Source organism: Thermosporothrix sp. COM3, from assembly GCF_059696735.1.
The window spans coordinates 5453365-5474110 of record NZ_AP019376.1 but is presented as its reverse complement, the minus strand read 5'-3'; the positions used below and the strand labels follow the sequence as shown (position 1 = coordinate 5474110).

The window sequence follows — 20746 nt, the reverse complement described above, 5'->3', positions numbered from 1 at the left end:
TATTGCACACAAGAAAGGACCCCCGTAAGAACTGTCTTTCTGTTTCTCAAACAACTCTTACAGGGGTCCGCTCTAGAAGAGAATGTAGGAACAAAGCACGGAAGTTCTTTCTAGATGGCCTGAATATGGGTTTGAATTGGAGCAAAGAGCTTATCAATGGTCAGCGTTGTCCGCTTATGGGCATTGGAGCACTCTTCAATAAAGGCATGGAAGAGTTTTCCCCATACAGGCTCATCGCGCCAGATCTCCTCCGGGTGGCACTGCGCAGCAAGCATGAAGCGATGACCAGGGACCTCAAGCAGCTCAGGGACACCATCTTCGGCATGCCCGCTGATCACTACGCCGGTTCCTTTGCTCTTGACCGCCTGATGATGCAGACTGTTGACTCTGGTCTCTCGCACACCGAGGATCTTTTCCATTCGCGAACCGGGCTCAATAATCACTTTATGAACCATATGATTGCGCGGGAGCTCCCAGTTCGGATGCTTCAGGCTACCAGGATATTGGCTCTGCAAGTCCTGATACAGGCTGCCACCAAGCGCGACATTCATCAACTGCATACCGCGACAAATCCCAAGTGTCGGAAGCTCTTTTTCTTTGACATAGCGCATCAGAGCCAGTTCTAGCTTATCCAGCAGCGGGTTTGTCTCACCAAGCATGGGGTGTGGCTCTTCCTGATATACGCTTGGATGTACGTCAATGCCTCCAGAGAACAGGATACCATCCAGACGAGGCAACAGAGTTTCCAAACCGCTAAGATCTTCAAAAATGGGAATCAAAATGGGAACACCGCCTGCCAACTCCACCGCACGAATATAGGCTTTGTTGTTAAAGAATATCGGTCTATCCGATTCCGCTCCCACCCCTGAATGACAGGGAATACCTATTAATGGACGCATTACCAGCCACTCCTTTTAACTGACGATGAGTTCAAAACAATTTCCAAAAACTATAAAGGATAATAAAAAAAGCGAAACACCAAACTTTTCTGTTTGTGCGTTCCGCAATGATGAGTGCTTATCTCTCATACGACGAAACGCAGCCTTGAAAGCATAAACCCGACCAGCTCCAGCCAACACTGGAGCTGAATAATGAGAAAAGGAACAATATTACGGGTTAATACTTCGCGAATGCGTTCTTGTCTCAATTCGAACTTCCCTATATTTCTTAATTGTTACAACATCTCTTTGAGGATGTTATACATTTATCATACAAGTAATGTCAAGAATGAAGGACTATTGGCCCTTTTAGCATTCTGTCAGCCTCCAAAGAAGATACGCCACCATTCTTCCCAGAAACCTCGCGCCGGTTGTTGCTGCTCTTCTGGTTTCACCTGCGCTGGCGGCGTCTCCTTCTCATTCACCAGAATAACAGGTTGTTCCCCGGGCTTGACATAACCAATATTACGCGCTTCCTGCTCAATCACTTTCGGATCTGTATAGTAGTCTACCTGTTTCTTGAGCGTTTCATGCTCCTGCTGAAGCTGTGCGTATTTCTGTTTCTCCTGGTCAAGCTGCTGCATCAAGCCGCTATTAGACCAGGCCTGCGCCAGCGAGCCAAGCAACAGAGCCAGGCACAGAAGCCCGGTCAGCCAGAGCACCGTATGCGTAAAAAAAGAAATACTTCTGGCTCGCCTCCTACCCTCCGTTTCCTCCCGGCCTATCGCTGACGTTATCCTTGTTTCAACCCGTACCCCAGGCTGTGATCTCTTTGGACGGTTTTGCACATGCACTCCTTACAATAGAAACACGAATCATGCACCCGCTTCCGTAGCTCTACCTTTATTGTACATTATTGTATGTGGAGAGAAAAAAAGATGACCCGCAACCGTCCCTACAGGCCACTTCATCCCTTTTTTTACTATCGGCAGAAGAAACCTAAAAATAAGCTGAGAAAAGCTGTGTTGATACAGTTATCTATCTAAACGAGGCAAAGCAGAAAATTGGTGGTTGAAAACCAGGAGCAAACCAGGGAGAAAAAGGGCGCGCACTATCGGCCCAACAGAACCAACAGTCCCATCAGGTCAAAGCCAAGCAACAGGCAATTAAAGGCGATACCCGCTGTAATCAGCGTGCGATAGAGAGAAGAGCGGTCAACAGTTTTGCGAACACGGCGCGATGTACGTTGCAGGGCATCAGTGTTCATCAGGGCAAGACGGAGCGCACCAGAGCGGCGGCTGATTGCTTCCTCAAACTCGCTATACATCTCCTCGATTTCGTCCTGTTCGGACCTGTGCGCCTCGCGCTCATGCGTCCGGGGCATCTCCTTCAAGATGTCAGAGACACGAAGCATCGGCTCGGTGGCATAGCTGTTCGTCATTTCCTGAGACTCCTGCACCTGTAAAGGATTTGTGCTCTTATAAATATCGGGAGTACAGAGCGTTGCGTTCATTGCATTACCTCCTAACCTGCTTATCTATTCTCTACACGCCCTATCTTATCGGAAAAAAGACAGAAAAACAGGGGTCAAATAGCCCATTCTGACAACTTTAAGCAGACTCTTAACCAGTTACAAGGCAGCTTTTATTTTCCATGCAGGCGCATTCAGTTTCTCAGTCTCTTCTTAATTTTCGCCAACTTTGCAAAAAAGCCCCCCGAAGCAGGCGTGGTTTCTCATGGGTTCTATAAAAACAGAGCATCTTATAATAGTGAACTCATCAAATCATATTTATAACTACAGCGCCTCTGTATACTGAAGCAAAAAGCAGAACACAAGCAGAAAGATACACCCGAGGAGTTCCACTATGTCTCGTATTGCCAATAGAAATAGCATAAAGAGAAAGGGGGATGACCACCCTCACAGCATGCGAATCGTCCCAAAACGCCTGGAGCTTGCAAGCTATCTTGAAGATATCTGGCAACGCTATTTCTCAGATGTTCAGCGTCCGAACGAGATTTATATTGGCTATTGCTTTCCCTGGAAAACGCGTCTCGGACTGATCCGCCTTGCCCTGGACAACTCCCATTCGTTTATAGGTATCAACTCACTGCTCCAGCTTGCAAACGTCCCGGAGAGCGTGCTTATAACGACCATCGCGCATGAGCTGGTACACTATGCGCATGGGTTTGGTTCGCCTCTGCCACGCGCACAGCAGCATCCGCACGCCAATGGCATTGTTGAGAAGGAGCTTGAGGCACGGTCTCTGGGCCCCCTTTTGCAGGAATGCAACGAATGGCTGGACCATCACTGGTACCCATTCTACGAGGAGCAAAAGGCCCGCGGTCGGGTTCGTCTACTGAGCGCACTCTACACAGCGAGGCGGCAAACTGTTCTATAAAGCAGCAGTATTTCACGAGAAGCGAATCAACTGATAATCAAACTCAAGTAGAGTATAATTACTGACGCTGCATAGAGGGGGGCAGAGGAATATCTTGACATCTCTTTTTGCCTGTGATATATTCTTGCTAGCTCCGAAGCTATGTACCACGCCACCTTACAAAACGATCAGTTTCACATTTTCCCGACTCGTTGAAGTGTTTCAGTGTAGTACATTGTCTTTGGTTCATGTGCTGGCACCTCTTACTTCATCAAAAACTACCCGTTGCCACAAACATTCTCATACAAGGGAGGAAAACCCTTCCTGATACATGTATTGTATTCTCTGTTTCCCACCAAATATTCAGGTTCAAGCCAGAAAGGAGAAAGGGCGCATTCCTCAAGCATGTTAATGCTGTCGCCCTACGTAACGTGAACATAGCCGAGTTAGAACAAAAAACCTTACCGGAGCTACGCGAAATTGCTCGCGATCTCGAACTCTCCGGTTACAGTACCCTCAAGAAACAGGACCTCGTCTTCAGACTTCTTCAAGCAAACACTGAACAGCAGGGCAATATCTTCAGTGCCGGTGTCCTGGAAATTGTTGACGAGGGCTTTGGCTTCCTGCGACAGGAACGCTTCCTGCCGGGAAATATGGATGTCTATGTTTCTCAATCGCAGATCCGCCGCTTTGGTCTTCGCAATGGAGATATGGTCATCGGACAGGTCAGGCCGCCCAAGGACAACGAAAAGTACTACGGCCTGCTGCGTGTTGAGGCAATCAATGGAGGAGATCCAGAAGCAGCAAAGAGACGTCCACATTTCGAGTTGCTCACTCCCATCTCCCCGCGCGAGATGTTTAATCTGGAAACAGGAGCCTCGAATATTTCCGGGCGTATCATCAACCTGGTTGCTCCTATCGGACGCGGACAACGTGGCCTGATTGTTTCCCCTCCAAAAGCCGGCAAAACGATGCTTCTCAAGTCTATCGCCAACTCCATCACCACCAACTATGACGATGTTCACCTGATGATTGCCCTGATCGGTGAACGCCCCGAAGAAGTCACAGACATGAAACGCTCAGTCAAAGCAGAGGTCATCAGCTCAACCTTCGACGAGCCAACCGAAGCCCATACGCGTGTAGCTGAAATGGTGCTCGACCGCGCCAAGCGCCTGGTTGAGGGTGGACGCGATGTTGTGATCTTGCTGGACAGCATCACCCGCTTGAGCCGCGCGTACAACCTGGCTGTACAGCCCAGTGGCCGTACCCTTTCCGGCGGCCTTGATCCAAGCGCCCTCTTTCCTCCCAAGCGCTTCTTCGGCGCAGCACGCAAAATTGAGGAAGGCGGCAGCCTGACGATTATTGCAACCTGTCTGGTTGATACAGGAAGCCGCATGGATGATGTGATCTACGAGGAGTTCAAAGGCACTGGCAATCTGGAGCTGGTCCTTGATCGCAAACTCGCCGAACGTCGTGTCTTCCCCGCTATCGACATTTCTCGCTCCAGCACCCGCCGCGAAGAACTGCTGCTCGACGAGCGCACCCTGCGCGCTGTGGTGGTTATGCGACGTATGTTCTCAACGCTGGCAGATCAGCCAGGTCGCAGCTCACTGGAAGCGATGGAAGCGTTGCTACAACATATGTCCAAAACAAGCAACAACATGGAGTTTCTGGCAACCCTCAAGGGGAACATTTCCTAATGATCCGCCACACCTGACCGTTACGAGTCGGGAAACTCTCTCGGATACAAGGGTCCGCTCTAGAACGCTATCTCTTGCAGATATTCCAGTATGTGCGATAGCATAAGGTGTATGGCTTGTGAAGAATATATCTGCTAGCCATAGTTCGCTCTAGAGCGGACTTCATGGATTGGCTTTTTCTGGTGCAGGAGGTACTATGAGCACAACCTTCCAGAACATTATAGGAGGGAAGCGACAGGACGCGCACAGCGGCAAGACGTTTCAGAACATCAACCCCGCCACAGGTGAACTGCTTGGCACTTTCCCTCTCTCTGACGAAACTGATGTAGAGGCAGCCGTCTCCGCCGCTCGCACTGCCTTTGAGCACTGGCGGCTCGTCCCGGCTCCCAAACGCGGTGAAATCCTCTTCCGGGTCGGCGAACTGTTGTCCCGCTACAAAGAAGACCTTGCACGCATTATGACCCGGGAAATGGGTAAGGTTTTAAAGGAGACACGCGGCGATGTCCAGGAGGGCATTGATATGGCCTATTATATGGCCGGTGAAGGACGTCGTCTCTTTGGCTATACCGTTCCGGTAGAACTACCCAATAAATCTGGCATGGCACTACGTGATCCAGTCGGCGTTGTTGCCTGTATCACTCCCTGGAACTTCCCGGTTGCTATTCCCACCTGGAAAATGTTTCCCGCTCTCATCGCTGGCAACACCATTGTGTTGAAGCCTGCTTCCGATACACCGCAAAGCGCGTTCCGGCTTGTGGAGATCCTGCACGAAGCCGGGATTCCCGAAGGAGTCGTGAATATCGTCTTTGGCTCCGGACAGACCGTCGGTGAGGCACTGATCCATCACCCTGATGTCTCGATTATTTCCTTTACCGGTTCAACCGAGTCAGGACGCCACGTCGCTGTAGAGGCAGCTAAATCGCTGAAACGCGTCTCACTGGAAATGGGCGGCAAAAATGCCATTATCGTGATGGATGATGCTGACCTCGAACTCGCTGTCGAGGGTATTTTATGGAGCGCCTATGGCACCACCGGACAGCGCTGCACCGCCTGTAGCCGCCTGATTATCCATCAGGATGTGTATGAGAAGCTGCTGACCCTGCTGATTCCACGCATCGAGAAGCTACGCCTCGGAAATGGGCTGGACGAAGCAAGCGACGTTGGACCGGTCATCAACAAGCGACAACTGGAATCCATCCACGAGTATGTGAAGATTGGTCAGAGCGAGGGAGCTTCGCTTGTCATCGGCGGCAAACCGGCGACAGAGGGCGAACTGAGTAAGGGCTTCTTCTATCAACCCACGCTGTTTAAAGATGTGAAGCCAGATATGCGCATTGCGAAAGAAGAGATCTTCGGTCCGGTCCTCTCGGCCATCAAGGTCGCTTCCTTTGAAGAGGCAATTGCCGTCAATAACGACACCAAATATGGTCTCTCCAGCGCCATCTACACACAGAATGTCAATCGTGTACAGCAAGCCGTACGCGATATCACTACTGGCATTCTCTATGTAAACTCGGGAACGACGGGCGCAGAAATTCAGTTCCCCTTCGGTGGTACCAGAGGCACCGGCAACGGACACCGTGAGGCCGGCATTGCTGGCCTGGATGTGTTTACCGAGTGGAAAGTCGTCTATACGGACTACAGCGGTAAGTTGCAAAAAGCACAGATTGATAACCAATAACATCGTTGGCGGCAGGGCTCATTGAGTCCTGCCCTCCCTCCCTGCATCTCCCTCAAACACTATATACATATTCTTCTATCTGTTACACAATAAACTTGACAGTGGCATGATTTTCATGTTAAGAAGCAAAAGGACCTTACATAATATCACCAAAGGGAGGGGATGGCACGTTGACAGAAGAGCAACCACCAGTTTCAACCACGCATATTCAACAATTTATGCAGCGGCGTCTGACCGCCTTGCAAAAGCGGAATCTCTTGCGCACGTTACCTCTTCTGGAACATGGGAACGAGCCCCGCATAGAGCTTGCCGGACGTAGCCTGCTCAATCTGAGCTCCAATAACTATCTCGGCCTGGCAACAGACCCTGCCCTGCGTGATGCGGCCATTGAGGCAACCAGACGGGACGGCTGTAGTTCTGGCTCCTCTCGCCTGATTGCAGGCAACAGCGTCGCCTATCAGCAGCTTGAACAGCGGCTGGCACGCTTTATCGGCCAGGAAAGGGCACTCCTCTTTACCAGCGGCTATAGCGCTAATATCGGCGTGATTACGGCTCTTGCAGGCCCACAAGATGTCATTCTCGGCGATGCCCTCAACCATGCCAGTATTATTGATGGCTGTCGGCTCAGCGGCGCGACCTATAAAACATATCCCCATTGCGATACGGCCGCGCTTGCCAAACTCCTTGCAGCGCTCGATCTTGAGGGAAAGAAGGGCGTCCGGCTGGTGGTTACGGAGACAGTTTTTAGCATGGATGGCGACCTCGCCCCGCTAGAAGACATTGCTCGGCTCTGCCACACACACAACGCCCTTCTGATTATCGACGAGGCACACGCAACAGGTTGTTTCGGCCCCGGCGGGCGTGGACTGGCCGCGCATCTGGGGATTACGCCCTATGTCACTGTAGCGGTCCATACGTTGAGCAAGGCGCTTGGCGGCTTCGGCGCTTTTGTCACTGGGAGCGAACTGGTCTACCAGTATCTTCTCAATGTGGCTCGGCCTTTTCTTTTTACTACGGCGCTTCCTCCGGCCACGATTGCCGCCGCTCAGGCTGCGCTCGATCTCATCGAACAGGACCCGACCCGGATAACTGAGTTGCAAAGAAAAGCAGCCTTCCTGCGCACTCATCTCAAAGCCCTGGGCTTCCATACACTTCAATCCGAAACGCATATTATCCCGCTCCTTGTCGGGGAGTCCACCACAGCCCTGCGCATGGCCGAACTCCTCCGCGAACACGGTCTGTACGCTGTCGCGATCCGCCCGCCGACCGTGCCTATGGGTCAGGCGCGTATTCGGCTGAGCGTTATGGCAACCCATACACAACAGGATCTGCTCTTTGCGGTAAACATACTGGAAAAGGTAGGCAAGCAACTAAAACTACTCCAGGAGAGGATTTGTGGAGAGTAATACAATCAGGCTGGAACAGGCAGACAAGCGGTTTCTCTGGCACCCATTTACTCAGCAACAGGCCTGGGAAGCAGAGCCACAGCTTATTATTGAACGCGCTGAAGGCTGCTATCTCTTCGACAGCAAAGGCAGGCCCTACCTCGATGGTGTGTCCTCGCTCTGGGTCAATGTACATGGACATAATCACCCGGCACTCAATGCAGCCCTTCAGGCACAGCTTCAGAAAGTGGCTCACACGACCTTTCTCGGTCTGACACATCCACCCGCGATCGAGCTTGCACAACGCCTGGCAACCGTGACGCCCGGTCAACTCACCCGCGTCTTCTACTCAGATACAGGAGCCGCAGCGGTCGAAATAGCGCTTAAAATGGCGCTTCAATACTGGCAACAGTGTCCTGACCCTCAACCACAAAAACAGCGCTTCTTTTCGCTTGCAAACGCCTATCACGGCGATACGGTGGGAGCTATGAGTGTCGGTCAAATTGATCTGTATCGGCAGGCCTATGCAGCGCTTCTCTTCTCACCAGTGCACGCTGATCCCGGGATTCCCTGCTCCTGTCCGCTTTCCTGTACGCGTCATGGCGTTCCCTGCATTCACGAAGTGGAGCGTATCATTGCAGCTCATCACCGCGAACTGGCTGCGATGATTGTTGAGCCACTGGTGCAGGGAGCGGCGGGCATTCGTGTCTACCCGGCAGGCTACACCCGCGCATTGTGGGAATTGGCAAAACAATATCACCTGCTCTTTATTGTCGATGAGGTCGCTACTGGCTTTGGCAAAACGGGGCGGCTCTTTGCCTGCGAACATGAGGGAATCGAGCCCGATATTATGGCGCTTGGAAAGGGTATTACCGGTGGCTACCTCCCCCTGGCCGCCACCCTTACCACAGAAGAGATCTACAGGGCTTTTCTGGGCCCTGAGCGCACCTTCTATCATGGACATACCTACACGGGCAACCCACTCTGTTGCGCCGTTGCATTGGCAAATTTGGCCCTGTTTGAGCAAGAGCACACGTTGGACCGACTGCAAAGCAGAATTGACCAGCTTGGTCAGGGACTACGGCAGCTTGCCACACTGCCCGGAGTCGTCGCGACACGTCAGTGTGGCATCATGGCGGGCATTGAGCTGCAAACCAGCCCGGAACAGCCTCATCCAGAGCGCCCCGTTCTGCAAGAGGCGCGTCGACGTGGCATTCTATTGCGCCCACTTGGCAATGTGCTTGTGGTCATGCCGCCGCTGGTGATCTCTGAGCAGGAAATGACCTTCCTGCTCAACACCCTCTCAACCATTCTAGCAGACAGGAACGGTGTATGAGTACAAAAGGAATCTTCATTACGGGTACCGATACGGGCGTCGGGAAAACGACGATCAGTGGCATGCTCGCGGTAACGCTGCGGCAGCAGGGGATGCGTGTTGGTGTGATGAAACCGGTTGAGACAGGATGTCAGAGCGATGAGGACGGCCTGCAACCTCAGGACTCGCTCTTGTTGCGGCATCTTTCAAGGTGTCACGCTCCCGCCCGCACCATAACACCTTATTGCTACGCGGAACCCCTTGCTCCTGCGCTGGCAGCGGAGCGGGCAGGAGAAAGTATCTCCCTTGACCATCTCATCGCCTGCTACCGCCAACTGGAAGCAGAACATGATATTGTACTGATCGAGGGTGCAGGTGGTCTGCTCGTTCCCCTGACCGGGCAGGCAACCTTTCTCACTTTGATCGAACGGCTGGATGTACCACTACTTGTAGTTGCACGAAACGTGCTCGGTGTCATCAATCACACCGCGCTGACGATCCGCGTTGCCCGACAGAGCGTCCCGGTGCTGGGTATTCTTCTGAACCATCCCTGCCCGGCAAGCGATGAGGCGACCAGAACAAACAAAGAGGCTCTGATGCGATGGGGCGGGGCGCCCGTGCTTGGAGAGATCCCGTTTCTCCCTGAACACACAGAGGAAACATTCCTGCACTATGGCTCGCAGATACCGCTTGAGCCCCTTTTATCATGTCTTTCCTGATTCTCATATGACACGGCAGGAGGTATTCGCATGGACTTTCACCATCTGGCAGACAAGGCGCTTGCAGGGACAACGCTCAGCCGGGATGAATGCCGCTCTGTTCTGCGCTGTCCAGATCACCATATCCTTGAGCTACTCAGCGCCACCTATCGCGTGCGCCACCACTACTGTGGGAACCGGGTCCATTTCCATATGCTGATCAACGCCAAAAGTGGCATCTGCCCCGAAGATTGTCATTACTGCTCTCAGTCACACATCTCTACGGCCGAGATCGAGCGCTACCCGATGGTCAGCATGCAACGCCTGCTTGAGGGTGCCCGCAAAGCGAAAGAGGCGCAGTGTCGACGTTACTGCATCGCGATCAGTACCCGTGGCGCGAATAACAGCGAGATCGCCTTTCTCACCAGGGCCATTCGTCACATCAAGGAGAATGTTGATATCGGTATCTGTTGCACGGTTGGTCTGATCTCCGAGGAAAAGGCGCAGATGCTGCGTGAAGCCGGAGTCGAACAGCTCAATCATAACCTGAACACCAGCGAACGCTATTACTCGATGATCTGCACGACGCATACCTACCAGGATCGTCTGAACACACTCCATGCCGCTCGACGTGCCGGATTACAGCTTTGTACTGGCGCGATTTTCGGACAAGGAGAGACAGAAGAAGATATCATTGATGTTGGGCTGGCTTTACGGGAACTGGCTCCCCAATCCATCCCGATCAATTTCCTTATTCCCTTTGAGGGAACGCCTTTTGCCCATCACCGCTACCTCCGTCCATATGACTGCTTGCGGATCCTCTGTCTGATGCGCCTGCTCAATCCGGCCCAGGAGCTACGAGTCTCGGCAGGACGCGAAGTACACCTTCGCTCCCTGCAACCGCTGGCGCTCTACGCTGCGAACTCAGTCTTTGTCTCCGGCTATCTGACATCTTCCGGTCAGGGCTATCAGGAGACCCGCCAGATGATTGCTGATATGGGGTTTGAGCTTGAGGAAACAGATGAGCATGCAAACGAGCAAGCGTAGAGTTGTAGTAACCGGCATGGGAGCGATTACCCCGCTTGGGAACTCGGTAGAAAGCTTCTGGCTCCGCTTATGCCAGGGGCACAGCGGTATAGGTCGGATTACGCAATTTGATGCGTCGCGCTTCCAGACTCAGATAGCCGCCGAGGTACGGAACCTGACGCTTCCGCCTTTTCTCGATGAAAAGCTGCGGCGGCGTCTACCCCGCTTCGCCCTTTTTGCCCTTCTGGCCGCCCTTGAGGCCTGGCAGGATGCCGGACTTCATACCGCCTCGTTTGATCCCTGCCTGGCTGGCGTCTCTATCGGGTCCAGTCATGGGGGAGAAGAGTTCGCACTTGCAGGCGCGGCGGCCCTTCAGACACAGAGCCCGATCAGTCCGTATATCATCCCGGGAATGCTCAGCAGTAGGGCAGCAGCACAGATCGCTCTCCATTTCGGTCTGCACGGCCCAACCCTTGCCCCGAATGCCGCCTGTGCGACTGGCGCTCAGGCAATTGGTGAGGGCGCAGAACGAATCCGACATGGAGACGCTGATATCATGCTCTGTGGAGGCGCGGAGGCCTGTATCACACCGCTCACACTGGCGGGGGATCAGGCAACGGGCGCACTCTCTCGGCACAACAATGCCCCGGAAGAGGCGAGCCGCCCCTTTGATCTGAAGCGTGATGGCTTCGTGCCCGGAGAAGGCGCAGGCATCCTCGTACTGGAAGCATATGAGCATGCATGCACACGTCACGCCCCGATCTATGCCGAACTGAAGAGCTATGCCTGTACGATCGATGCAACTCATATGACCCGCCCGGATCCCGAGGGAACGTATCTGGCCCTGGCAATTCGGCAGGCACTCCAAAAAGCGAACCTGCATCCGGCGAGCATTCATGCTATCTTTGCCCATGCGACAGGTACCCGCCTGGGTGACACGGCGGAAGCAATGGCGCTTTTACAGGCATTTGGACCCACGCTCGCCCATATCCCTGTAACCGCGATAAAAGCCAGTCTGGGGCATCTGCTCGGGGCCTCCGGAGCGGTACAGGGTATCGCAGGAGTCCAGGCACTACAGAAACAGTGCCTTCCGCCAACTATCACCCTGACCGAGGTTGACCCAACCTGTGCCCATCTAGAGCTTGTTCGGCATACCAGAGCCCATCAGCATCAAGCGGTGCTTTCCTGTTCCAGCGGCTTTGGGGGCTACAACGTTGCCCTCATTTTTTCCCGCTGTGAGTGAAGGGCATCTCCCCTATATCCCCCTCCCTATGCTACAATGAACATAGCCATATACAATTATGGCTCTCTTGAGGATACGTTATTTCCGTTCTTCCGCTCTTATTCATCACTGCGGAACAGGGGTATAATAAACCGCGAACCGAAATGCCTGGCTCCGCCGGCGCTGAAAAGAACAGGACACCTTATCTTTCATACCCGCAACAGCGCATGCTGCTTGTCCAGGCCTGGAGCCAGATGGACAGGGAAACAGATGTTTCCAGGTCATTATCTCTTTTTTGAGGAGTATTACCGGTGAACAATAATACATTGATCAAGTGGGCGGATCTGCGCAACCGTGCAGTATATGTCCCGAAACTGGGTAAATCACTGGGAACCATCGTTGATTTTTACTTTGAGGAAGATACAGGCGCGATCAATGCTCTGCGCGTGCGCACACGTGTAGAGGGAGATTATGCGCTGCCAGTCATGGCACTCAAGCGGCTGGAAAGCGATCGAGTAACTATAGCTAACGAAAACATGCTCATCAGACTCCTGCCAGCACATCCCCAGAGTGAAGCATTGATCGGACGCCCGGTTGTGGACGAAAAGGACAACGTTCTCGGCAGAGTTAGTGATATCTGGCTTGCCACTGAGCCTCTGGTGGCACTGCGCCTGGGCGCGCTCGAAATCACCCCTGAGGGTTCTAGCAGAACAAAGACCTTTCCTGCCGACGCGATTGTTTCCAGCACCAGCGAAAGAATCGTGATTCAGAACCAGGTTGCCCGTAAACTCCGCTAGGAGGAGAAACGAAAAGACAGGGCTGGCAAGAATGTGCTGGCCCTGTCTCCTTTTTTGGTCTTCTTCCTCGTTCGCTACATGCCCCCACGCAGGCGAGCGGCTTCCTCTTCCGCGGCACGCGCCTCACGCCGGCGATATAACTTACGAAGCGCCTCGGCTTTTCGCAGCCAGTTATCGGGATCATTTGGCGCGAGCCTGATCGCTTCATCTGCGGCTATCAGGGCCTCACCATACCGCCCCATCAGTTTTAAGATCAACGATTTATTATGGAGGGCTGAAACCATGCGTGGGTTCAGGATCAGAGCACGATCATAGGCATCGAGCGCCTGCCTGTACTGGTTCAGACGATACAGGACATTGCCTTTTCCGTTCCAGGTAGCAGCCGCATTCGGGTTCAGCCGCAGCGCCTCATCATAGGCAGCCAGCGCTTCCTGATAGCGCCCCAGATGGCTCAAGACATTCGCTTTGCCGTTCCATGCCAGCGCGTAGTTTCGATCGAGTTGTAAAGCACGATCGAATGCAGAAAGCGCTCTCGCATATGCTCCCATCTCATAATGAATCTGCCCTTTGCGCTCCCAGACCTTCACATAATAGGGATCGAACTGAAGCGCCTGCTCGTACTGTTCCAGCGCGCTTTTCAGGCGTTGCTGTGCGTACAGTACGTTGCCCATACCATAATACGCGGGAGCGAAACGAGAGTCATGCCGCAGCGCCTCTTGATAGGCCACACTGGCCTCTTTGAGCCGTCCCATTTCATAGAGAATCAGCCCTTTATTGTTCCAATTGGCGGCTGCATTGCTATCATAGTTCAGCGCCTTTTCCGCCGCATCAAGCGCCTCCTGATACCGTTTAAGATGTCGCAGGACCAGACTTTTATTTGCCCAGGCCAGCGCCATACTCGGATCATACTGTAACGCCTGATCGAATGCATGAAGCGCCTGCTCATGTCGACCCAGTGCGCTGAGGGCAGCCCCTTTTCCATTCCAGGCAACAGCGTTTGCTCTGTCCAGTAAGATCGCTTTATCAAAGGCATCGAGCGCCTCTTGATTACGGCGTAAACGATTCAACGCGGCTCCCTTGCTGTTTAGCGCCCCAACAAAATTGGGGTCTACCTGCAAGGCGCGTTCAAATGCCTGCAAGGCTTCCTGATGCCTGCCCCACATCGCCAGCGTTAGCCCTCGGCCCTGCCACGCCTGTACATTGGAGCCATCAACCTGAATCAGTCGGTCATAGGCTTCCAGTGCTTCCTTGATCCGTCGTTCAGAATACAGGCGGTAGGCATCCTGCAACAGACGGTCCGTTTCAGGTTGCCTGGTCCGGGTCACAACAACCGGATTAGAGACCGGTATTGAACGTGGTGTATTGATCGCCGAGAGCCCATAGGTCTCGCCACTTACCTGCTGTTGCTCGATCCGTCGGATTGTTTCGAGCACCACTTCAGCACTTTCTGGACGCAACGCCGAATCCATATTCAGCATCTGTTGAAGCAGGTCAGATAATTCCTGTGGAACCTGCGGATTCAACTCACTTGCGGGCTTGAAGAAGAACGGCTGATCGCTTGGATCAACTCCCGTCAACAACTGGTGAAGAAGCGCCCCCAGGCTATAAATATCGGAGCGTGGAGTGCTCTGGGCTTTCCCATATTGTTCAGGAGCAGCATAGCCGGGTGAACCAAGCGCAATCGTATCATGGGCCTGCCCGGGCTTAAAAACGCGTGCAATGCCGAAGTCTATCAAATAGATATGTCCATTTCCACTGATCATCACATTTGACGGCTTCAGATCGCGGAAGATGATCGGCGGTTGATGATTATGCAGATAGGACAAAACGTCACAGAGCTGTTTTGCCCAGTTCAGCACCCGCTCAAGCTCAAGAGGACCGCCATTTGCCTTTTCAAGCGTATCTTCCAGGCTCTCACCCTCGATAAAATCCATCACGAGGTATGAGCGCTCACCTTCATTAAAATGGTCATAGATACGGGGCAAATTGGGATGTAAAAGCTCAGCCAGAAGCTGTGCTTCTCGCTCGAATGACTCCTCGGCTTCTTTAATACTGCTACCGGTCAGCCCAGCGCGGCTCATCTCTTTAATCGCGATAGGGCGATTATTGAAACGGGTATCAGACGCCTTATAGACAGCGCCCATTCCCCCCTGACCGATGCGGAATTCAAGTTGATACCGCCCATTAAGCAGGGTTTGTTCCGGGAGTGTTCCAGTTGTATGTTTAAACGGGAGTGGAGCAGCACAAAACTGGCAGAAGCGTGCCTCAGCCGGATTGGCGGCCCCACAGCTCTCGCAGAACTGCTCCTCTATTGACATAGGTCTCGCTACACTTCTTCACTGCAAAATAGATTTTAACAGTTAAACGTTTCGGATGGGCTCTTTGTTGCAAAAACAAAGAAAATTCCTCATACGAAGAGGAAATTTCTGCATATGCAGTTTACCTGTACCGCTCTTATGATAGCATATCTGTGCCCACAGTGGGGCTACCAGCTTCTGTCACCCGCCAGAGCTGAAGCCATTCATCGATACTCAAGGTCTCAGCACGGCGCATCGGATCAATATGTGCGGCAGCTAACCAGCCACGAACCTCCTCATTTTTCAGATGTAGCCCCCGGGCCAGCGCATTATGAATCTGCTTACGCTTTTCTGAAAATCCCGCCTGTACAAGCTTAAAGAAGCGCTTCTGCTCTTCTGGCGCAAGCGGTACTTCATCATAAACATCCACCTGCAAGACAGCTGAATCAACCTTCGGGGCAGGATAAAACGCCTGAGCCGGTACCCGCGTAATGATCCTGGGCTTGCCAAAAAACTGAATGCTGACACCAAGCAAGCTCAAATCCCCCGGTTCAGCCACAGCTCTCTGTGCCACTTCGAGCTGAACCATGACAACCAACCGACGCGGCTTATGCGTCACATCTTGCAGGAAATGCCGGAAGGCGGCGGCAGTCAGATAATAAGGAAGGTTAGCAACAAGCTTGTATGGCTTACCCTCAAAGGAATGATCGGGATTCAAGAAGAGCATATTTTGCGCAACCAGTTCCACGTTCGGCAGATGCGCAGTCGTTCTTCTCAGCAGGGCCAACATGTCCCGTTCCAGTTCTACCGCGACCACTTTTTCAGCATGGAGAGCCAGTTCACGTGTCAGAACCCCAGTTCCTGCGCCGACTTCCAGCACTTGCTCATCTTTCTGTAGCTCTGCCGCGGCAACAATTTGTTCCAGAATGCCACGGTTGATCAGAAAATTCTGCCCGAACGATTTATTGGGACGCATCTGATGAGCGAATAACAGCGTTCGCAAATCCCGGACATTGGTTAAATCGAGCGAGGCTATTTCTTTATCGCTTAACAACTTATCTCTTGTTTCAGACACAGAACCGATCCCCACACTTTCCTGCTTACAAACAGTATCTCAGTCTTTCAGCCCTCAGCAACTCTGAGAGGGAAGCACACGACAGCTCATTTCGCTGTTTCAATCTCACTACAATGATTGGTGACCCGTGGTTCCATGAGCATAATGGCATCGTCTTCCGAGCTTCCTGTTTCAAGCCTACCACCAGTTTGTCATTCTGCACTAGAGAACCCTGGCCAACTATCATACACCATATTACCATATATCTCTTCAGAAGGCTCGTTCTTCGCTCATCAGGATTCGCTTCAGAAAACTGTTCCATTCGATCAATAGAATCGTTCTAACAAATAGAGAGCGGGTCGTTGATCCGTTCCAGGATCGAAAGCGCAGATGCTTTCCTCAGCGTGGAGGCCGGACAACGCGCCTATCTCCATCATAATGACAACACAAGAACATTCCTGGTAGCCATGCCGATTACACCGGCTAGCTCATAGTACCAGACTTACAACAAAACAATCTCTCAAAACGTTATAGTCGTCGATATGTGTTAAGGGTTTCATATTCTAGAACTATTCTCAGTCAGGCGTCTTTTTGTCTGTGTGGGTTATCGTTTTTCCTCACTTACTCACTTTCACTTGCGGGGAACATAGTGATCTGGGATGCGGTGCGGACAAAGGAGAAAGAGACCCGGCATTTGTCATAACCCTTGAAAACCCACACTTGCCAGGAAGGGATATATACTACTATGTCCATAGAAGGCCATAAAAAAAATAATATAGAAAAAGCCGATTCTATGCCCTCCACTTCAAATGAAAAGGAGAAACAGACTGCAACTCCATCTCAAGGAGAAACCAAACAACCTGAAAAAGCAAATGAGCATACCAAACCCGTTTCTCCTTCCTCACCTGTTCAAAAACAGGAGGATAGGCAAGAAAAAGAGAGCATAACGGCGAAAAAGGAAGAATCAACGCAGGGTTCTGATACTCTGAAAGGGCAGAAAACAGGCTCTTCGGATACGGAAAAAGCGGTTTCCTCTGAGAAGAAGGAACAGCCAGCACCACAGGTAGAGAAGCCGGTTTCCTCTGAGAAGAAGGAACAGCCAGCACCACAGGCAGGGAGAACGGCTGCGCCTATTCCCAGGCGCCCTGGTGGTCCCATTGCCTCTAGCCGGGAAGAGCAAAAGGGCAAAAGCGTATCTGAAGCAGATCGCTCTACACCCAAAACGCCCTCTTCTCCCGGCATCGCCAGCTCTTCTGATGAGGCAACGGTGCGCATAACACCGCAGCAGGCGGAGAAGAAAAGTGTCGCTTCTGCCATCCCCAAACGCCCTGTGCAGAATACGCCATCCTCTCCCGGTTTGACTGCGGAGGAGCAGAAGCCAGCACCCAAAGCAGAGAAACCAGCAGAGAACGCGCAGAAGTCCGGTCAGCAAAATGCCGGTCGTCCAGCGATTCCCAGGCGTCCGGCGCAAACACCCTCTTCTCCTGGTCTTGCATCCGGTTCAAGCAAGCAGCCAGAGAAGCAGGCGCCACACACCGAAAAGGGTGGAGAAGAGAAATCAAAGCAGCAGGCTGATATTGCTGAGCAGAAAACAACAGCTATTCCCAAAGCCGCAGCGCCACAAAAATCGGGCAAAGCGGATATCGCAGAGCAGGATACAGTCAGCATAACGAAGATATCGAGCGAAGAGAAACCCGGGAAACTGGCTGATATTTCGGAACAAAAGACAGCCGCCATTGAACGCTCGTCCTTGCCAAAAAATGCTGATGCACTTGCGGCCCAGAATACGGTTTTGCTGGAGCACCAACCGGTTCCGCAACCCTCTTCTAAAGTGCCGGGGCATACATTGCCAACAACGCCGCCCCCGGGCCAGGATAACGGCACCGATCTATCACTACAGCAGGGCATGCCTCCGGTTCGCAGCGATGACGTTTTTGAAAGCGCCGAAGACTTTGCGGAGCGTCGAGCGCGTGTGAACCGCGTCATGATCGTCAAGAAACGGCGTAAGGAACGCAAAGAAGGAAAACGCTTTCCGCTGCTTGCGCGTATTGCCGTGATTATCCTTTTGATCCTCATCGTCTTAACCTCGGGAGGAGGAGGCGCAGCTTTTGCTTACTATCAGGCGCAGTTGCCTCAGCTTCAAGGCATCGCGGATCACTCACTTTTCCAGACAACCCATATCTATGACCGCAACGGCAAGCCACTGTATGATCTCTATGACAAGCAGATCGGCAAAGGCCGACGCACATATGTTGACTACAAAAATATCTCGCCGCTGCTCGTTGAGGCCACAGTAGCGGTTGAGGATAAATCGTTCTGGGAGAACCCCGGGTTTGACTTCCAGGGTATTGGCCGTGCAATCACCAGCGGCGGTTCTGCGGGCGGTGGTAGCACGATTACACAGCAGCTTATAAAAGTCCAGCTTTTTGAAGGGCTGCCTCGTACACCCGAGCGAAAGATACAGGAGATCTTCCTTGCGGCAGGACTCAATCAGCAGTACCCGAAATGGAAGATTATGGAAATGTACCTCAACACCGTCAACTACGGCAATATTAACTACGGCGTTGAGGCGGCAGCACAGGACTACTTCGGTCTGAAGCCAAAATGTGACAAGAAAACCAATACGTGCATCCCGGCAGTCGCTCAGCTGACATTGGGGCAAGCAACGCTGCTGGCGGGCCTGCCAAATAGCCCGACCACGCTGAACCCAATCTACAACAAAGAGAATGCCCTGAAGCGTCAGCAACAGGTGCTGGCCTCGCTGTTGCGCGATAAAAAGATCACCGAGCAGCAGGCAAAGCAAGCTGCCGATGAGATGAAAAAATTCAAGTTTGTCTCTCACTCATCGCAGCAGAAAATGCAGGCTCCTCACTTTGTCAACTTTGTCATTGATCAGCTTGCCCAGGTGCTCGGTCCCGAAAATCTGCGCAATGGTGGTTATAGCATCTACACTTCCCTTGATCTTGATCTGGAAAAGAAGGTAGAGCAGATCACCTATTCAAACCTCTACGAGGAAACGTATGATAAGCTGAACGGCGTCTATACCGTCCTGAGCCGGGATCGGAACGTGAACAATGCGGCAGTCATGGTCATGAATCCACGCACTGGCGAGATTCTGGCAATGAACGGAAGCGTCAATTACAACAGCTCAACGCCAGAAGCGCAAGGGCAGGTGAATGCTGTCACCCAGACCTTCAGGCAGCCGGGCTCATCCTTCAAGCCTATCGTCTATGCAACCGCTTTTGAGATGGGCTGGTATCCTGGCATGATCCTGCCAGACCGAGAAACGCTCTATCCCTATCCTGATGGGAACGGCGTCAACGGTTGGTACACCCCGCAGAACTATGACCGTCAGTTCCGCACCAATATTCCGATGACCGCCCGAAAAGCGCTCGGAAACTCGTTCAACATCTCCGCGGTTGACACAGTAATGTTCGCGGGTATTCCCAACGTGCTGAACATGGCCGGACGTCTGGGAATTGACACCGTTGCCAAAGTAGATCCAAAAAACACCGGCGCATCGCTGGCACTCGGTGCAAAAGAGGCATCGCTGTATGAGATGACCGGCGCATATGCTGTTTTCGCCAACAAAGGAAAGCGCGTTCCACCGGTCTCTATTCTCAAGATTGTCGACAACCAGGGACGAACCATCTATCAGTACGATCCCAAAAAGCCGCAAGGTCAGCAGGTCGTCAAGCCTGAAGTTGCCTTCATGATCAGCGATATGCTCTCAGATAAAGAGGCTCGTTACCTGGAATTCCCACCCGGAAACGATCTTGAGTTGCCTGATGGCCGTCCGGCAGCAGTGAAAACCGGTACGACCGATAGCTTCAAAGATAACTGGACGATCGGTTATACACCATATCTGACCGTCGGTGTCTGGGCAGGAAACAGCGATAACAGCGAGATGCATGACGTCATCGGTCTGACAGGTGCAGGCCCGATCTGGAATCAGGTGATGGACTACGCCTCGAAGAAGTATAACTTCCCAATGGATGGCTTCACCCCGCCAGGAAACGTGCATAAAGTGCCCGTCTCCAATTACACCGGGCTCCTTCCGGGAGCAGGCGATCCTGTCAACGAGGACTGGATGATTGATAGCTTGCAGCCAACCATCTACGGCTCGAACTACTACGTCCCGACCGCAACCTGTGTCAACGGGAAGGACCAGAACGGGAAACCGTGTACGCCCCCGAAAAAGGACGACAAGAAGCCGTAAGCAACCGGGAACATACAGATCAAAGAGAGGCACCACTATGCTGGTGCCTCTCTTGCTTTGAGCGATATGATATGCGTAAATATGTTGGTTTCTTTG

General features: G+C 52.5%; 15 protein-coding genes. 10 read left to right on the top strand and 5 right to left on the bottom strand.

Annotation, left to right across the window (positions count from 1 at the left end):
- Positions 1 to 110: 110 nt before the first annotated feature.
- The 3 genes from KTH_RS23215 to KTH_RS23205 form a co-directional block, all read right to left on the bottom strand.
- A complete protein-coding gene (locus tag KTH_RS23215; protein ID WP_111325832.1) occupies positions 111 to 899 on the bottom strand; it encodes a gamma-glutamyl-gamma-aminobutyrate hydrolase family protein in 789 nt (262 codons plus the stop codon).
- Between the two features lie 359 nt (positions 900 to 1258).
- Positions 1259 to 1726: an FtsB family cell division protein gene (locus KTH_RS23210; RefSeq protein WP_497621283.1), complete on the bottom strand. Its 468-nt coding sequence runs from the start codon at positions 1724 to 1726 to the stop codon at positions 1259 to 1261.
- A 263-nt stretch (positions 1727 to 1989) separates the two neighbouring features.
- Positions 1990 to 2391, bottom strand: a complete 402-nt coding sequence (locus KTH_RS23205) for a hypothetical protein (protein WP_497621281.1) — start codon at positions 2389 to 2391, stop codon at positions 1990 to 1992.
- 412 nt (positions 2392 to 2803) lie between these two features.
- Between KTH_RS23205 and KTH_RS23200 the strand changes: the two genes are divergently transcribed.
- The 9 genes from KTH_RS23200 (at position 2804) to KTH_RS23160 (ending at position 13080) form a co-directional block, all read left to right on the top strand.
- The gene (locus KTH_RS23200) at positions 2804 to 3277 is read left to right on the top strand and encodes a hypothetical protein (RefSeq protein ID WP_497621279.1); all 474 of its coding nucleotides are present in this window, start codon (positions 2804 to 2806) and stop codon (positions 3275 to 3277) included.
- Positions 3278 to 3687: 410 nt separating this feature from the next.
- Positions 3688 to 4956: a transcription termination factor Rho gene (gene rho, locus KTH_RS23195; RefSeq protein WP_111325836.1), complete on the top strand. Its 1269-nt coding sequence runs from the start codon at positions 3688 to 3690 to the stop codon at positions 4954 to 4956.
- A 196-nt stretch (positions 4957 to 5152) separates the two neighbouring features.
- Positions 5153 to 6637, top strand: a complete 1485-nt coding sequence (locus KTH_RS23190; RefSeq protein ID WP_111325837.1) for an aldehyde dehydrogenase family protein — start codon at positions 5153 to 5155, stop codon at positions 6635 to 6637.
- Positions 6638 to 6807: 170 nt separating this feature from the next.
- A complete protein-coding gene (gene bioF / locus KTH_RS23185) occupies positions 6808 to 8043 on the top strand; it encodes an 8-amino-7-oxononanoate synthase (RefSeq protein WP_497621276.1) in 1236 nt (411 codons plus the stop codon).
- Positions 8033 to 9358, top strand: coding sequence for an adenosylmethionine--8-amino-7-oxononanoate transaminase (bioA, locus tag KTH_RS23180; protein ID WP_497621274.1), 1326 nt, complete (start codon positions 8033 to 8035; stop codon positions 9356 to 9358). The genes bioF and bioA overlap by 11 nt, the downstream gene beginning before the upstream one ends.
- Positions 9355 to 10056, top strand: a complete 702-nt coding sequence (bioD, locus tag KTH_RS23175; protein ID WP_111325841.1) for a dethiobiotin synthase — start codon at positions 9355 to 9357, stop codon at positions 10054 to 10056. The genes bioA and bioD overlap by 4 nt, the downstream gene beginning before the upstream one ends.
- Before the next feature lie 30 nt (positions 10057 to 10086).
- The gene (gene bioB, locus KTH_RS23170; protein WP_174843905.1) at positions 10087 to 11082 is read left to right on the top strand and encodes a biotin synthase BioB; all 996 of its coding nucleotides are present in this window, start codon (positions 10087 to 10089) and stop codon (positions 11080 to 11082) included.
- Positions 11063 to 12304, top strand: a complete 1242-nt coding sequence (locus KTH_RS23165) for a beta-ketoacyl-[acyl-carrier-protein] synthase family protein (protein ID WP_170142954.1) — start codon at positions 11063 to 11065, stop codon at positions 12302 to 12304. The genes bioB and KTH_RS23165 overlap by 20 nt, the downstream gene beginning before the upstream one ends.
- 290 nt (positions 12305 to 12594) lie before the next feature.
- Positions 12595 to 13080 (top strand): PRC-barrel domain-containing protein, encoded by a 486-nt coding sequence (locus KTH_RS23160; protein WP_111325844.1) that lies wholly within the window; start codon positions 12595 to 12597, stop codon positions 13078 to 13080.
- A gap of 74 nt (positions 13081 to 13154) precedes the next feature.
- On the opposite strand, the gene KTH_RS23155 is transcribed toward KTH_RS23160, so the two are convergent.
- Both KTH_RS23155 and rsmA read right to left on the bottom strand, forming a co-directional pair.
- Positions 13155 to 15398, bottom strand: coding sequence for a tetratricopeptide repeat protein (locus tag KTH_RS23155; protein ID WP_111325845.1), 2244 nt, complete (start codon positions 15396 to 15398; stop codon positions 13155 to 13157).
- Positions 15399 to 15534: 136 nt separating this feature from the next.
- Positions 15535 to 16452: a 16S rRNA (adenine(1518)-N(6)/adenine(1519)-N(6))-dimethyltransferase RsmA gene (gene rsmA / locus KTH_RS23150; protein ID WP_497621270.1), complete on the bottom strand. Its 918-nt coding sequence runs from the start codon at positions 16450 to 16452 to the stop codon at positions 15535 to 15537.
- Positions 16453 to 17224: 772 nt separating this feature from the next.
- Between rsmA and KTH_RS23145 the strand changes: the two genes are divergently transcribed.
- Entirely contained in the window at positions 17225 to 20650 is a 3426-nt protein-coding gene (locus KTH_RS23145) for a transglycosylase domain-containing protein (protein WP_497621268.1), read from the top strand.
- Positions 20651 to 20746 lie beyond the last annotated feature (96 nt).